Annotated in this window: 16 protein-coding genes; 9 read left to right on the top strand and 7 right to left on the bottom strand. The window is 70.0% G+C overall.

Translation table 11 applies throughout. The features are described 5' to 3' along the window. Positions 1-69: 69 nt before the first annotated feature. Together nrfD and dsrO are read right to left on the bottom strand one after the other, a co-directional pair. Positions 70-1,113: an NrfD/PsrC family molybdoenzyme membrane anchor subunit gene (gene nrfD, locus ACN20X_RS19325; RefSeq protein ID WP_016446235.1), complete on the bottom strand. Its 1,044-nt coding sequence runs from the start codon at positions 1,111-1,113 to the stop codon at positions 70-72. A gap of 16 nt (positions 1,114-1,129) precedes the next feature. Next, positions 1,130-1,975: a sulfate reduction electron transfer complex DsrMKJOP subunit DsrO gene (dsrO, locus tag ACN20X_RS19320; RefSeq protein ID WP_065347953.1), complete on the bottom strand. Its 846-nt coding sequence runs from the start codon at positions 1,973-1,975 to the stop codon at positions 1,130-1,132. Between the two features lie 333 nt (positions 1,976-2,308). On the opposite strand from dsrO, the gene ACN20X_RS19315 reads away from it, so the two are divergent. Then, entirely contained in the window at positions 2,309-2,773 is a 465-nt protein-coding gene (locus ACN20X_RS19315; protein WP_012206046.1) for a hypothetical protein, read from the top strand. Here ACN20X_RS19315 and ACN20X_RS19310 read toward each other — a convergent pair. The 4 genes from ACN20X_RS19310 to ACN20X_RS19295 all read right to left on the bottom strand — a co-directional run bounded on the left by ACN20X_RS19310 (position 2,758) and on the right by ACN20X_RS19295 (position 6,256). Further along, on the bottom strand, positions 2,758-3,159 hold the full coding sequence (locus ACN20X_RS19310; RefSeq protein WP_473209752.1) for a DsrE family protein: 402 nt from the start codon (positions 3,157-3,159) through the stop codon (positions 2,758-2,760). The genes ACN20X_RS19315 and ACN20X_RS19310 overlap by 16 nt on opposite strands. 11 nt (positions 3,160-3,170) lie before the next feature. Continuing rightward, positions 3,171-3,977, bottom strand: coding sequence for a thiol:disulfide interchange protein DsbG (dsbG, locus tag ACN20X_RS19305; RefSeq protein ID WP_473209751.1), 807 nt, complete (start codon positions 3,975-3,977; stop codon positions 3,171-3,173). Further along, positions 3,974-4,912, bottom strand: a complete 939-nt coding sequence (locus tag ACN20X_RS19300; protein ID WP_473209750.1) for a TlpA family protein disulfide reductase — start codon at positions 4,910-4,912, stop codon at positions 3,974-3,976. Before ACN20X_RS19300 ends, dsbG begins: the two co-directional genes overlap by 4 nt. Positions 4,913-5,056: 144 nt before the next feature. Then, entirely contained in the window at positions 5,057-6,256 is a 1,200-nt protein-coding gene (locus ACN20X_RS19295) for an MFS transporter (RefSeq protein WP_473209749.1), read from the bottom strand. A 144-nt stretch (positions 6,257-6,400) separates the two neighbouring features. Between ACN20X_RS19295 and ACN20X_RS19290 the strand changes: the two genes are divergently transcribed. The 8 genes from ACN20X_RS19290 (at position 6,401) to ACN20X_RS19255 (ending at position 13,362) form a co-directional block, all read left to right on the top strand. Then, a complete protein-coding gene (locus ACN20X_RS19290) occupies positions 6,401-6,988 on the top strand; it encodes a TetR/AcrR family transcriptional regulator (protein WP_473209748.1) in 588 nt (195 codons plus the stop codon). A gap of 150 nt (positions 6,989-7,138) precedes the next feature. Next, positions 7,139-7,801, top strand: coding sequence for a response regulator (locus ACN20X_RS19285; protein ID WP_012206042.1), 663 nt, complete (start codon positions 7,139-7,141; stop codon positions 7,799-7,801). Next, complete coding sequence (locus ACN20X_RS19280) at positions 7,798-9,342, top strand: ATP-binding protein (protein ID WP_473209747.1); 1,545 nt, start codon at positions 7,798-7,800, stop codon at positions 9,340-9,342. Before ACN20X_RS19285 ends, ACN20X_RS19280 begins: the two co-directional genes overlap by 4 nt. Positions 9,343-9,510: 168 nt before the next feature. Further along, entirely contained in the window at positions 9,511-10,266 is a 756-nt protein-coding gene (locus tag ACN20X_RS19275) for a c-type cytochrome (RefSeq protein ID WP_016451609.1), read from the top strand. Between the two features lie 17 nt (positions 10,267-10,283). Continuing rightward, the gene (locus ACN20X_RS19270; RefSeq protein WP_046240888.1) at positions 10,284-11,294 is read left to right on the top strand and encodes a c-type cytochrome; all 1,011 of its coding nucleotides are present in this window, start codon (positions 10,284-10,286) and stop codon (positions 11,292-11,294) included. A gap of 303 nt (positions 11,295-11,597) precedes the next feature. Next, complete coding sequence (locus tag ACN20X_RS19265) at positions 11,598-12,218, top strand: DUF2325 domain-containing protein (protein ID WP_016446225.1); 621 nt, start codon at positions 11,598-11,600, stop codon at positions 12,216-12,218. After that, positions 12,215-12,718 (top strand): ferric iron uptake transcriptional regulator, encoded by a 504-nt coding sequence (fur, locus tag ACN20X_RS19260; protein ID WP_016446224.1) that lies wholly within the window; start codon positions 12,215-12,217, stop codon positions 12,716-12,718. Before ACN20X_RS19265 ends, fur begins: the two co-directional genes overlap by 4 nt. Further along, on the top strand, positions 12,715-13,362 hold the full coding sequence (locus ACN20X_RS19255) for a nitroreductase family protein (RefSeq protein WP_473209746.1): 648 nt from the start codon (positions 12,715-12,717) through the stop codon (positions 13,360-13,362). Before fur ends, ACN20X_RS19255 begins: the two co-directional genes overlap by 4 nt. A 67-nt stretch (positions 13,363-13,429) precedes the next feature. Here the strand turns inward: ACN20X_RS19255 and ACN20X_RS19250 are convergent, their stop codons facing one another. Then, on the bottom strand, positions 13,430-14,317 hold the full coding sequence (locus ACN20X_RS19250) for a class I SAM-dependent methyltransferase (RefSeq protein WP_016446222.1): 888 nt from the start codon (positions 14,315-14,317) through the stop codon (positions 13,430-13,432). Positions 14,318-14,434 lie beyond the last annotated feature (117 nt).

Raw genomic sequence — 14,434 nt, 5'->3', positions numbered from 1 at the left:
TCTGTGGCGCGGCCGGCCGGTGGCGGGCCGCGCTCCGTGAATGGGTGAGGGGTCGTCAGGGCGGCGGTGTCAGAGGGCGCGGGCCGCGGCCGAGCGCGCGGGAAACAGCTCCAGCGCCCAGGTGGCCAGCGTCACCAGTGCAATGCACAGGCCGGCCACGCCCAGCATGCCCAGCAGGCCGTCGCCGCCCAGCGGCATGTGGTAGATGTACAGGCCCGCGCCGTACTTGGGCACGCCTTGCACGCCCATGAACAGCGCCCAGCGGAAGGCCCAGGCCGCGGCGGCCAGCCCCAGCCCCAGGGCCAGCGTGTAGCGCGGGCAGGCCATGCGCTGACCACCCCGCACCAGGGCCCACAGCAGGGCGGCACCGGCCACGGCCGAGCCCAGCATGCTCAGGCGCCAGACCGGAAACTGCTGCCACAGCTGCAGCGCCGCCTGGAAGGAGCGGCCCTGGCCCAGCCAGCCGGCAACGGCCCAGACCACCACCATGGCCAGCAGGCACAGCGCCAGCGCCAGGCCCAGCATGCGCAGCGCCTGCAGGGCGCCGGCATCGGGGCGGTGGCGGGCGGGCAGAAAGCGCGCCGTCACCAGCATGCAGCCCACCGTGGCCAGCCAGCCCGTGAGTGCCAGGTTCAGCGGCACCCACAGCGTGTTCCACAGCGGGCGCGAGCGCACGGCCATCAGCTCGGCGCCGGTATAGGCGGTGATGGTCAGCGCCGACACGGCCAGCAGCGGCGCCAGCCAGCGCAGCCACTGCGGCCGGCCCAGCCACCAGGCCAGCACGAAGGCCAGCGCCAGTCCCACGAAGACAGGCAGCAGCAGCGCGCCCACCGACATCCACGACCACGGCGTGAAGTGCGCATAGAAATGCCAGAAGCGCGCAGGCTGGTGCAGGTCGGCCAGCAGCGACACGGGCGCCGCGATGGCGCTGACGGCCAGCACCAGCACGGCGGCCGGCAGCAGGCGCGCCATGGCGCTGGCGCGCGGCGCCCAGGCGCAGGCGGCGGCCAGCAGGGCGGCGCCCGTGGCAATGCCGGCCAGGAAGAAGTACTGCACGGCCCAGGGCAGCCAGGCCGATTCGTAGGCGGGGGTCAGGAGTTCGACGATGTGCATGGGGTGCTCCTTGCGTTCAGTGGGAAGTGACCAGCCGCACGCTGGCCTGCCCGTCCACGCCGTCGACGAAGGCGTCGGGCAATCCCAGGTAGTACACATGCGGGTCCGTGCCCATGGCGGGCTTGAGCACCTTGAGGTCCTTGGCGTGCTCGCGCATGCGCTGGCGGATCTCGCTGCCCTCGTCGTTGAGGTCGCCGATCACGCGGGCGCCGCCCACGCAGCTTTCCACGCAGGCCGGCAGCAGGCCGGCTTCCAGGCGGTGCTCGCAGAAGGTGCACTTGTCGGCGGTCTGCGTCTCGTGGTTGATGAAGCGCGCGTCATAGGGGCAGGCCTGCACGCAGTAGCCGCAGCCCACGCAGCGCTCGTTGTCCACCAGCACGATGCCGTCGCTGCGCTGGAAGGTGGCCTGCACCGGGCAGACCGGCACGCAGGGCGGGTTGTCGCAGTGGTTGCACAGGCGCGGCAGGTTGAGCATGGCCGGCGGCAGGTCCTCGTTGCCCGCGTGCTGCACCTCGTACTGCAGCACCGTGGTGCGGAACTGGCCCAGCGGCGGCAGGTTCTCCATGGAGCAGCTCACGGTGCAGGCCTGGCAGCCTATGCAGCGGCGCAGGTCCACCAGCATGCCGTAGCGCCTGCCGGCCTCGCCGGGGCGGCGCGGCGGTTGAAAACCCGGGGTGCCGGGCGCGGCCGCCGCCACGGGCAGGGCCACGGCCGCCATGGCAGCGGCCAGCAGGTCCTGCAGGAAGCCGCGCTTGCCGGCGGCGGGCTGCGCATGGGAGAGGGTAGGGGCGGGGATGTCCTGGGAGGAGGGCTTGCAGCTGCAGTCGTTGCAGCCGCTGCCGGCGCGGGATGTTTTTGGCATGGCCTGTCTTTCATCGTCCTGCGGCCACGGAGGGTGGTCGCTCAAACTCAATAAAGCATTAAAAATATGCTTTTTATATTGAATTTAATATATGAAATTCAGGGCCTGAGTGGCTTGATGTGAGTCAAGCAATGGGCTTGCAAAGCGCCACCGACTGCCTGCCATGGACAGGCGCCCAAGGCAGTCCGTAGCGTGTGGTGCGGGGATTAAGACGGGGTTAACAGGGTGACTGCATTCCTCGGGAATGCGGGGCGCGTATCGGAAATCACCCTCTTGTTTCCGCGCGCGGCCCCGGTCTACGCTGCTTGTGTCGCCACTGCCAAGGAGTTCTCCATGAACCACGCCCTGAACAGCCTTGCTTCGGAACTAGACCTTGCCGCCGAAGCCGGCGAGCACCTGAGGCTGCAATTCACGCAGGCCTGCGTGGACCGCATCGCGCACCTGCTGGAAGACCCGGACGTCATCCGCTGCGCACAAGGCCTTCGCCGCTACCTGGACGGCCAGATCGACAGGCAGGAGCTGGACCGCCTGGCCCGCGAGGCGGCCAGCCTGGCCAACCACCACCAGGGATCACGCTCCCTCGACGGCTGCGGCCATGCCGCCGTGTCCGCCACCTATGCCACGGCCCATGGGCTGGCGGGCCGGGCGCTGCAGGCGGCCGACTATGCGGCCTACGCCATGGTCTATGGCGAGGGCGGCCACGGCGCCGTCACGGACCGGGAATCGTTCGAGCCCGAGTACCAATGGCAGGCGCGCTGCCTGGCCTCGCTGGCGCAGGCCGCTCAGCAGCGCACGTAGCACCAGGCCGACTGCTGCAGCAGGGCCAGTGACTCGATCCCGCCCTGCGGCAGCACGCGCATGCCGGCAGGCGCCTCGCGGCCCAGCTTCCTGAGCGTGTTCGGGCAGACCAGCGCATGGGCCAGGGCGGCCGCATCCAGATGCTGCGGCGTGCCCGGCGCAGCGTCCAGCAGCGCCTCGACGGCCGGGCCGTTGATGACGATGCGGACTTCGGCACCGGGCCGGTCCTGGCGCAGATTGGCCAGATTGCTGCGTGCACGGGCCAGGGCGCCGGGTGTGGGCGCATGCAGCACGATGCGCAGCGGCGACGCATCCGGCCGGGCGGGGAACAGGTCGCTCCAGTCGCTGGAGGCGGTGGAAGCGGCGGGACAACGGCTTGTGCTCATGGTCGTCCTCGTCATTTCCTGCCACGCGGCCCCATGACCTCTTCCAGCAGGCCCGGCGGCAGGCCGGTGCGTACCTGCACCAGCCCCTTGTCATCCTTCCAGACCAGGGCCGGCGTGGCACGCAGCCCCCAGGTGGACATCAGCGAGGCATGGTTGGCCAGCACCTGCCGCGTGGCCTGCGGCACCGGGGCCAGCGGCGTGGCGCCCGCGCCTTCTGCGCTGGCGCGGCCGGCCTTGGCATAGGCACGTGCGTGCTCGGCCAGGGCCTGCTCTGGCTGGCGCGCGGTCAGCATGGCGGCGGCCTTGCCCTCGCTGCTGGGCTTGAGGATGCCCACCAGAATGTGGCGCAACTGCACCTGGCCGCTCTCCACCCAGGGCCGGGCATCGTTCCACAGCTGGTTGCAATAGGGGCAGTTGGGGTCGGTGAACACATAGACCGTGCGCGGCGCGTCGGCGCGGCCATCCGGTATGGACTGGGCGCGCTGCACATCGCTCCACAGTTGCTCGCCCATGGGCTTTTGCACGGCGGCCTGCAGGGCCTGGGCGTTCACGTCGCGGCCCTGGGCGTCGATCACCGTGCCCAGCACCCAGTGCTTGCCGTCAGGCATGCGGTAGATGGGCACGGGCTGGCGGTCGCGGTAGGCGGCCCAGGCCTTGAGTCCGCCCACGGCCGGCAGCGGTCCCACCAGGGTCAGTCCCTGCTGGGCCAGGAAATCCTCCGATGGCAGCTCGGACGCCGCAGCCGGCAGGGCCAAGGCTGCCGATAGGGCCAGGGCTCCTGCCAGTGCAGGCAGGGGGAACAGGGGGGAAGCGCTCATGAACATTCCTTCAGATGCTGGGCCAGGCTGGCGCGCGACAGCTCGCCCATGCGCATGCCGCACAGCCGGCCGTCGGCGCCATAGAAATAGGTGGAAGGCAGGCCCCGCTGGCGCCAGTGCCGGCCGGCCTGCTGCTGCGGGTCGAACAGCACCTGGGCCAGCGGCAGCGGGGCCGTCGCCTGCTCGCGCCGCAAATAGCCCATCACGGCCTCTGCCGTCTCGCCCTGGTTGATCCAGATGAAACGCACATCGGGCCGCTGCTGCTGGGCCTGGGCCAGCACCGGCATCTCGCGCCGGCAGGGCGGGCACCAGGTGGCCCAGAGGTTGATCACCATGGGCTTGCCATCGGCCTGCTGCAACTGCTGCAGAGAGACCGGCTGCGCCTGTCCGTTGACCAGGGTGAAGGCCGGTAGGGCCGGTGCATCTGCGAAGGGCAGCGCCTGCAGCAGGCTGCCCAGCACCAGCAGGGCCGCCCCCGCGCCCAGCGCCAGCCCTGTGGCGCGGCGCAGCACCGGGGAGCGGCGGCTGCGCCACAGCATGTACAGCAGCGCGGCCAGCAGGCCGGCCCACAGGCTCCATCCCCCGTCGCGGATATCGATGATGCGGCCTGCGAAGGCCGGCATTCCGCTCCAATCCCAGGGAGCAGGCGCGTACTCTGCCCACCACTGCGCGACATAGGCCAGGCGCGCCGCCAGCAGGCCGGCCAGGGTGCTTTGCCACAGCAGCGCATCCACGGCCTGGCCCGTGCGCCTTTCATTCCTGCGCGCCAGCCACTGCGCCAGCAGCCAGGCCAGCATGGCCACCACCACGCCCATCGGCAGGACCAGCGGCCCCAGCGCCAGGCTGGCGGGCAGGTGCAGCCAGGCGCCCAGCGCCGATAGCGCTGACGGCCCGCCAGGCTCTGCCGGTCCGGCAAGGGCAGGCGAAGGCGCCATCAGCAGGCCGGCAAGCAAGGGCAGGAATGACGAAAGAAGAGGGGATGACCGGAGGTGCATGGAAGGGAGTTTCAGCCATGCGGGCTGACAGGCCGTGGATGCTGGCAGCGGGGAATTAACGGGGGGTTAACGGCCTCATGGCCATCAGGCTGCGACCGGTCCATTTCGCCCAACCAATCCCATGGCCGCAGACAGCAGCAAGGCCGCAGCGGCCAAGCCGCCTGACAGCCAGAGCGTGGCGTGCAGCCCCCAGCCATCGACCAGTTGGCCGCCTGCCCATGAGCCCAGCGCAATACCGATGTTGAAGACGCCAACGTACAGCGCCGTGGCAATTTCCACGGCGCGTGGCGCAGCCTGCATCATCCAGGTCATCAGGCCCACCGATACGCCGCCGTAGGCCAGGCCCCAGACCAGCAGCACGGCGCCCCCACCGGTTGGCGAGTCGCCCACGGACAGGAACAGCATAGGCGCCAGCAGCAGGCCCATGGCGATCGCCGCCAGACTCGGCACCGTGCGGCGCGCCGCGATGATGCCCGCCAGGAAGTTGCCCGCAATGCCCGCGATGCCGTAAGCCAGCAGCAGCGCGCTCATCCATTGCGCATCGAACCCCGACACCGTCAGCAGCAGCGGGCGCACGAAGGTGAAGGACATGAAATGCCCGGCCACCAGCAGCAGCGTCAGTGCCAGCCCGGCCTGCAGCCTGCGGTTGGCCAGCTGATGACTGAATTGGCGCAGGCTGGCCGAGCCTGTGGCAGGCAGGGCGGGGAGAACGGCCATGTGCAGCGCCAGCACCAGTGCGCTGAAGCCTGCCATGCCACCGAATGCCCAGCGCCATCCCGCGAAATCGCCGATCAGCGCGCCCAGCGGCACGCCCAGCACCGAGGCCGCCGCCACGCCGCCAAAGATGATGGAGGTTGCCAGGCCCATCGACGCCTGGGGTACCAGCCGTGCCGCCAGCCCGCCCGCGATTGCCCAGATGCCGCCCATGCAAAAGCCCACCAGGACGCGCGCGGCCAGCAGCCAGATCAGCGACGGCGCCAGCGCCGAGGCCAGGTTGGCCAGCACGAGCAGGGCCAGCAGTCCGCACAGGATGCGGCGCCGGTCCATGCCGCCCGCCGCCATCACCACCAGCGGCGCGAACAGCGCGGCCAGCAGCGCCGGCAGCGAGATCATCAGGCCGGCCCTGCCCATGGAGGTGCCCAGGCTGCCAGCAATGGATGTGAGCAGGCCGACCGGCAGCATTTCCGTGGTCACCACGGAAAAGGTGGCCAGGCCCACGGCGGACACGGCCAGCCACGGGCGGCGCGCGGCGCGTTCGGGCCGCGTGGAGGAAGACGAATTCATGGTCCAGATCCCTTCAAACAGGTGGGGGGTGTTGCACCGCCGTCGCGGGACAGAGAAAATACATACGCTGCGTATGAATAGAATCCTATATACATACGCATCGTATGTAAATAATCATGCACGCCGTATGTAAGGAGATTGGCCATGGTCCGCCGCACCCGCGCCGAGATGGAAGAAACCCGCGCCACGCTGCTGGCCACGGCCCGCAAGGCCTTTGGAGAGCAGGGCTACGCCGATGCCTCCATGGACGATCTCACCGCGCAGGCGGGCCTGACGCGGGGCGCGCTGTACCACCATTTCGGCGACAAGCAGGGCCTGCTGGCGGCCGTGGTCGAGCAGATCGATGCCGAGGTGGATGAACGCCTGCAGGCCATCACCGCCCATGCCCGGGATCCCTGGCAGGGCTTTCGCAGCCGCTGCCGGGCCTACCTGGAAATGGCGCTGGAGCCTGAAATCCAGCGCATCGTGCTGCGCGATGCGCGCGCGGCTTTGGGCGGAGCGCTGCCGCAATCGCAGCGCCACTGCATTGCGTCCATGCAGGCACTGATTGCGGACCTCATGGCGCAGGGCATCGTGGCCCGGGCCGATCCGCAGGCGCTGGCATCGCTGATCTACGGCAGCCTGGCCGAAGCGGCTTTCTGGATTGCCGAGGGCGATGACGCCGACCTGCGGCTGGAGCGCGGCGCGGCGGCGCTGGACCTGCTGCTGGGCGGGCTGCTGGCCCGGCCCTGAGCGGGCCGCCTGGCCGCATTCTTGTGCGCGTGCCTGCGAAATTCGGCGCACCGCCGCGCCAGCGCGGCAAATCTGCGATGCTCAGTCGCTTTTCGTTCCCGACTTGGATACAGACGGCGGGGCCTGGCGCCAGGCCCTGCGGACAACAACATGCATGTTCTCTTGGTGGAAGACAACGCGCTGGTGGCCAGCGGCGTGCGGGCCGGCCTGCAGCTGCAGGGCTTTGGCGTGGATACCGTGGCCTCGGCCGGGCAGGCGGATGCGGCCATCCGTTCCTCGCATTTCGATGCCTGCGTGCTGGACCTGGGCCTGCCCGACGAGGATGGCCTCTCGCTGCTGGCGCGCTGGCGCGGCCAGGGCCTGCAGGTGCCCGTGCTGGTGCTGACGGCGCGCGATGCCGTGTCACAGCGCATCGAAGGCCTGCAGACCGGCGCCGACGATTACCTGGTCAAGCCCTTTGACCTGCACGAACTGGCGGCGCGCCTGCATGCGCTGCTGCGCCGCGCGGCCGGCCGCAGCGTGGACTGGATCGAGCTGGGCGAGGTGCGCATCAACCCCGCTGCCGGCCATATCCAGCGCCAGGGCCGCACCGTGGAGCTGTCGCGCCGCGAGTGGTCGCTGCTGCGCGCGCTGCTGCAGTCGCCGGGCCGCATCCTGAGTACCGAGCAACTGCGCGACAGCCTCTACGGCTACAGCCAGGACGTGGAGAGCAATGCCGTCAACGTGCATGTGCACCACCTGCGCCGCAAGCTGGGCCATGAACTGGTGGAGACGGTGCGCGGCGAGGGCTACCGCCTGGGCCTGCACCCATGATGCGCAGCCTGCGCGTGCGCCTGCTGGCATGTCTGTGCCTGGCGCTGTGCACGCTGTGGGGCGGGGTGGCGGCCTGGATGTTCTCGGACATGCGCAACGAGCTGCGCACCGTGCTGGATGACCGGCTGATCGCCTCGGCGCGCATGGTGGCCGGCATCGTCCACCAGTTCCGGCCTGCCCGGGAGCTGCCGCAGGACTGGAGCCCCATGCTCAACGTGATCGCGCGCGACGGCGTGGCCTGCGAGGTCAGCCTGGTGCGCGGCGAGGTCCAGCCCGTGCGGCCCGAATCGGCCCTGCCGCAGGTGCTGGCCAAGACCGAGGGCAGCCCCGTGTTCCCGCAGAGCATGCCGCTGGGCTTCTCGACCATCATCAAGGGGGGCAAGCCCTGGCGCACCTATGTGCTGGAGGACCACGGCGTGCGCATCGCCACGGCCGACCGCATCGATGTGCGCGAGGGCCTGGTCCACGGCTTTGCCTACACCATCGTCCTGCCCTTCGTGCTGGCCCTGCTGGCCAGCATGGGGCTGATGTGGTGGGCCGTGACCCAGGGCCTCAGGCCGCTGGAGGCCCTGCGGCGCGAGCTGGCGCACCGCCCGCCCGGCGACGATTCGCCCGTGGCCCAGGGCCTGCAGACGCGCGAGCTGGCGCCGCTGGTGGGCACGCTCAACCAGTTGCTGCACCGCGTGCGCGCGGCCATCGACCGCGAGCGCCGCTGGAGCGACGACGCCGCCCATGAGCTGCGCACGCCGCTGACCGCCATCAAGACCCATGTGCAGGTGGCGCAGATGGCGCTGGCGGCGCCCGGCATGCCTGCTGGCCTTCTGGCCGCGCCGCCCGGCTCCATGGCCCGCGATTCGCTGGCCCAGGCGGGCGAGGGCGTGGAGCACCTGCAGCACACGCTGGAGCAGTTGCTGCTGCTGGCGCGGCTGGAGCAGCATGAACCGGGTGCCGCCAATGCGCTGGCCTGCGGCGATGCGCCAGCCGATGCGCTGCAGGCGCTGGACAAGGCCTGGCAATTGGCGGTGAATGCCGTGAGCGCCCAGACCCCAGCGCCCGCGCTTCGTACATGGCTGGACAACGGCCAGCCCGTGCAGGACTGGCCTCTGGCCATCTCCGAGCCCCTGCTGGTCTCGGCTCTGCGCAATCTGCTGGAAAACGCCCTGCGCCATGCGCCGCAGCATCCCGTGGAACTGGCGGTGCGGCCCATTGGCGCCATGCCGGGCAAGACGCAGCAGCCGGGATCAGGCTATGTGGAGTTCACTGTGGCCGACCATGGCCCGGGGCTCAGCGCCGAGGAATGCGAAGAGGCCACGCGCCGCTTCTGGCGCAAGCGTCCCCAGGAGCATGGCAGCGGCCTGGGACTGCCCATCGTGCAGCGCATCGCCGAATGCGCAGGCGGCTGCCTGCTGCTGCAGCCGCGCAGCCTGTGGCGGCCCGAGGAAGGCCAGGCCAGCGGCCTGGTCGCGCGCCTGTACCTGCCGCTGGCGGACGGTCCGGGCCCGCAGGCCCCGGCCGCCGGCCCATTAGCGCCGGCCCATTAACGCCGGCTTAATCTCGGCTCCGTATCGTGCGGGCCTGGCTGGCCAGCCCTGCGGGCATTGCGCCTTGCGGGGCGGCGGCCGGTATCCCTATTCGATCCTGTCCGCCGCAGCCGTGCGCTCCTCGGTGCGTGGCGCGGACGCATGGCAGGGCAAATGCCTCTTCCCACGATGATCCGCATGAACAAACAGACCCTGTCCCGGTCGTGCATCGCCATCGGCATCTGCATGCTGATGGGCAGCGCCTGGGCGCAAGACGCCGCGCCCAAGGCACCAGCGCCCGCAGCAGCGCCCACAGCTGCGGTGCAAGGCAGTGCAGCAGCCGGCCAGAAAATCGCCCAGTCGGGCACGCCCCAGGGTGCGGCGGCATGTGCCACCTGCCACGGCGCCAAGGGCGAGGGCATGGCGGGCTTTCCGGCACTGGCCGGCCAGCACGCCGGCTATCTGGCGCGCCAGCTGCAGCACCTGGCCGACGGCAGCCGGCAGGCGCCCGTGATGGCGCCCATGGCCAAGGCCCTGTCGGCCCAGGACCGTGCCGACGTCTCGGCCTACTACGCCAGCCTGCCGCTGCCCATCCAGCCCGTGCGCGGCCCGCTGCCCAAGGGCAAGGACGATGACGGCGCCTGGCTGGTCGAGCGTGGCCGCTGGGCCGACGGCATTCCTGCCTGCGCCCAGTGCCATGGCCCTGGCGGCGTGGGCGTGGGAGCGGACTTCCCCGCCATCGGCCACCTGACGGCCGACTACATGCAAAGCCAGGTCGCCGCCTGGAACAAGGGCCAGCGCGAGGCCGGCCCCCTGGGCCTGATGGGCAAGATCGCCCGCAAGCTCACGCCCGAAGACATCCAGGCGGTGGCGTCCTACTACGCCCGCCTGCATGGCGCGGGCACAGCCACCGCAGCCACGGCCTCCGCGCCGGCCAAACCCTGATGGACCGGGAGCCGATCATGTCCGACACACCACGCAATCCCGCCCCCGGCAGTTCCAACACCGCCGAATACATCGTCGTTGCCTGCCTGTTCGCCGGTCTGGCGGGCACACTCGCCTATGGCATGTACGTCAGCCGTCCTGCCCGGCCCGACGTGCCGGTCAACGTGGCCGCCGCACCCGCCGCACCCGCTGCTGTCCCCGCAAAGCCCGATGCCCAGCCCGTTCAGGGGGCTGCCGACGGCGCAGCCTTCACGCCGCCCGGTGCCCGCGACATTCCGGACACGCCCATGGGCGAGTGGATCCGCCGTGGCGAGGCCATCTTCCTGCGCACGCCGGCCAACGCCGTGGGCTTTTCGGGCAACACCCTCAACTGCGTGAACTGCCACCTGGACGCAGGCCGGCTCAAGGGCGCCGCACCCATGTGGGGTGCCTACCCGCTGTATCCGGCCTACCGCAAGAAGACCAACCACGTGGACACCTTCGCCGAGCGCGTGCGCGGCTGCTTCATGTACAGCATGAACGGCAAGGCGCCCGACGACGGCCATGACATCCTTGTGGCGCTGGAGGCCTATGCCTACTGGATGGCGCAGAAGGCGCCCACGGGCGAGAAGCTGCCCGGCGCGGGCTTCACCAAGGTGGGCAAGGCCGTGCAGGAGCCCAGCTTCGAGCGCGGCGCCAAGGTCTACGAGGCCAAGTGCGCGCTGTGCCACGGCCCTCAGGGCCAGGGCCAGGAAGTAGGCGGCGTGACCGTGTTCCCGCCGCTGTGGGGCAAGCAGTCCTACAACTGGGGCGCGGGCACGCACGAAGTGGACAAGGCCGCCAGCTTCATCAAGGGCAACATGCCCTACGGCAACCCCACGCTGGATGACCAGGAGGCCTGGGACGTGGCCACCTACATCAACAGCATGGAGCGCCCCCAGGACCCGCGCTTCACCGGCAACGTGGCCGACACGCGCAAGCAGTTCCACGACAACCCGTACTCGCTGTACGGCACCGAGGTCAACGGGCGGCTGCTCAAGGGTCTTTGAGCGGATCGGACAGGCAACGGCAGGCCGGGCGCAGGCCTGCGTTGCTGCAAGGGACAGGGCGCTGACGGCCGCCCTGCAAGCGCATCTGCGCCGGTGCGGCCTTTGCACCAGACGGCGTACGGTCATCGGTTTGACGGCCGGCATTTCATGATTTAATAAGAATCATTCTCACTGATTTGCCGGCGCATCCGGCTTGCACCGCAGCACACCGCCTTGCCGGCAAGCCCGGCCCGTGCCGCACGCGGCCATGCGCACAGGCCTTCGCGCGACCGCCGCGCGATGCTCAGGTTTGCCGAGGAAACCATGACCCAGACCTTGGACGACATTCAGCAGCTGGCGCACGAGCACCAGGTGCTGCTGCGTGGCTACGGCCACGCCCAATTGCGCAGCAGCGAGCTGCTGTGCCTTCAAGCCCAGGAAATAGAGAGGCTGCAAAGGCTGGTGATCCGCCAGCGCGCGGCCTTGATGGCCAAGGAAACCCAGCTGCTGTGGGCGCGCGAGGAGCGCGAGGCGCTGGAGAAGGCCATTCCCGGCCTCTCGCGCCGCGTCACGCTGGCGCGGCGCGTGGAGTCGCTGCTGGTGCGCGTGCAGGACCTGTTGCGCGAGCGCGCACGCTGGCAGCGCCAATCGGCCGCGCCCCTGGCGCAGCCCGCCGTGCCTGCAGCGGGCGCGCATGCGCGGGAGCCCGAACAGGACGCCGAGGCCTTCGAGGCCAGCCTGCGCGAGGCCGACCTGGTGATCTGCCAGACCGGCTGCCTGAGCCACGGCGAGTACTGGCGCGTGCAGGACCATTGCCAGCGCACGGGCAAGACCTGCGTGCTGGTGGAGCAGCCCGATGCGCTGCGCATCGTCCGCATACACCGGGGCGCCGACGGCGGCGACAACCCCGCCATGACGCTGAGCCACGGAGACACGACCGCATGACACGCAGCAAGATGCCCCTGAGCCCGGGTGGCGAACCCGAACTGCGCAGCGTGGGCCTGAAGGCCACGCTGCCGCGCATGCAGGTGCTGGAAATCTTCAGGCAGAGCGCATCGCGCCACCTGCATGCCGAGGACGTGTTCCGCCTGCTGGCCGAGCGGCGTGCCGAAGTGGGCCTGGCCACCATCTACCGCGTGCTGTCGCAGCTGGAGGCGGCGGGCCTGCTGCTGCGCCAGACCTTTGAAAGCGGCAAGGCCGTCTTCGAGCTCAACGAGGGCCCGCACCATGACCACCTGATCTGCCTGCAGTGCGGACGCGTGGATGAATTCAGCAACGACCACATCGAGGCACTGCAGCACCAGGTGGCCCAGGCCCACGGCTACCGCCTGGCCGACCACCGCCTGGCCCTGTACGGCCATTGCGGCGCGTGCTCGCAGCTGCCACCCGAATCACCGGCACAGCCCGAGCAGGCAAGACAGCCTGCGCTGCAGGACAACGAATGAGCACCAACGACAGATCCCTGACCCCCGAGCAGCGCGCCGCCCTGGACCTGCTGATGTCGCGCCAGTCGCGCTGGCCGCTGCAGGACCCGGCGCCGGGCGCAGACGTGATCGACACCGTCATCGATGCTGCACTGCGCGCCCCCGACCACGGGCAGCTGCGGCCCTGGCGCTTCGTGCTGGTGCAGGGCGATGCGCGCCATGCGCTGGGCGAGGTGTTCGTGCAGGCCGCCAGGGCGCGCGACCCGCAGGCCGACGCCGAGCGCTTCCGCGCCAAGGCCTTGGCCGCCCCGCTGATCATTGCGCTGGGCGTGCACCTGCAGCCCGAGCACAAGGTGCCAGAGAGCGAGCAACTGCTGGCTGGTGGCGCTGCCGCCATGAACATGCTCAACGCCCTGCACATCCTGGGCTTTGGCGGCTTCTGGGCCAGCGGCGCCAACAGCCACGATGCGCGCGTGCGCGAGGCCCTGGGATTCGAGCCCCATGACCGGCTCGTCGGCCTGCTGTATGTGGGCACGCCCGTCTCGGCCGGCCGCGAAGCCCTGCGGCCGCCGCGCAACCGCTTTGTGCGCGAATGGCAGCCCGGGCAAGACCTGGTGCAAGGCCTGGCCCTGGCCCTGTCCGCCAGCGCGGCCGACGAAGGCTGATCCTGGTTCCTTGAAGCAAAGATGCCCGGCTTGACCGGGCATCTTTCGTTGCGGCTGCGCAATCGGCCTAAGCCGCCGTCTCGACCGACTTCAGCTGGTAGATGGCATAGAAGTGCACGCCAAAGGTCCAGCGGAATGCCGGCCCCACCAGCGAGTAGGGCGGGCCGTAGCCTTCCATCACCTGGTGCGCGGCCACCAGCTGCAGGCGGGGATGGGCTTGCGCCAGATCGGCCTCGCGGCGCAGGCCCCAATGGAACTGGGCCTGGGTGAGCCGGACCGAAGGGTGCTGGCTTGCGCGCCCGGCCGCCAGCCAGCACATGGCGTCGAACACCAGCTCCGAGCCCGGCGGGCTGCGTTGCGCAAACGTGGTCCACAGCGCCTGCATCTGCTCTGGCTGCAGGTACATGGAAACGCCCTCGGCCATCATGAACACCGCAGGCCCGGACCTGTCGGCCGGCAGTCCCAGCCGCTGCCACCAGTCGGCATCGGCCAGGTCGAATTCGCGGATCTCCTGGCGCTCCGATTGCCGGGGCAGCAGCTGCCTGCGCAGCGCGGTCACCGGTCCCAGGTCCGCATCCGTCATGTGCATCTGCCCGTTGTCCAGCCATTGGAAATAGTCGCTGAGGCCGCAGCCCAGGTTCACCACATGGCCCTGCGGCTGGCGCTGCAAGAAGTCCTGCGCCAGCGCGCGAAAGCAGTGCGTGCGCGCCAGCACGCCGTAGATGCTCTGCCGGTCCTGCAGCCACCGGCTGCCGTCGTCGCCGAGCTGGGTCAGGGTGTCCAAGGCGTGGGCGTCACTGACGGCCATGCCGGGAAACAGCCGCTCGCCCAGGGCGCGGGCGGCCAGTGGAATGCGCAAGGTCTCGCTGACATCGGACAGTTTTTCCTGGCGTGGCGAGGAGGGCTGCGCGTCGGGCAAGGCCGTTGCGGCCGTCGGGGCAAGAGATTCGGGCATGGCGGGCTCCTGTGCGTTGCCGGCCGGGGCGGGCGGCATCCACCTTCCATGAATTGCTTCAAGGGCTGATACCCATATTAGGGCCTGTTCGCACGAATGCAGGCAACCCGAAGGGAA

The sequence above is a fragment of the Delftia sp. PX-1 genome, assembly GCF_055797465.1.
The sequence above is the reverse complement of the archived record's forward strand: the minus strand, read 5'-3'. Positions and strand labels throughout refer to the sequence as shown.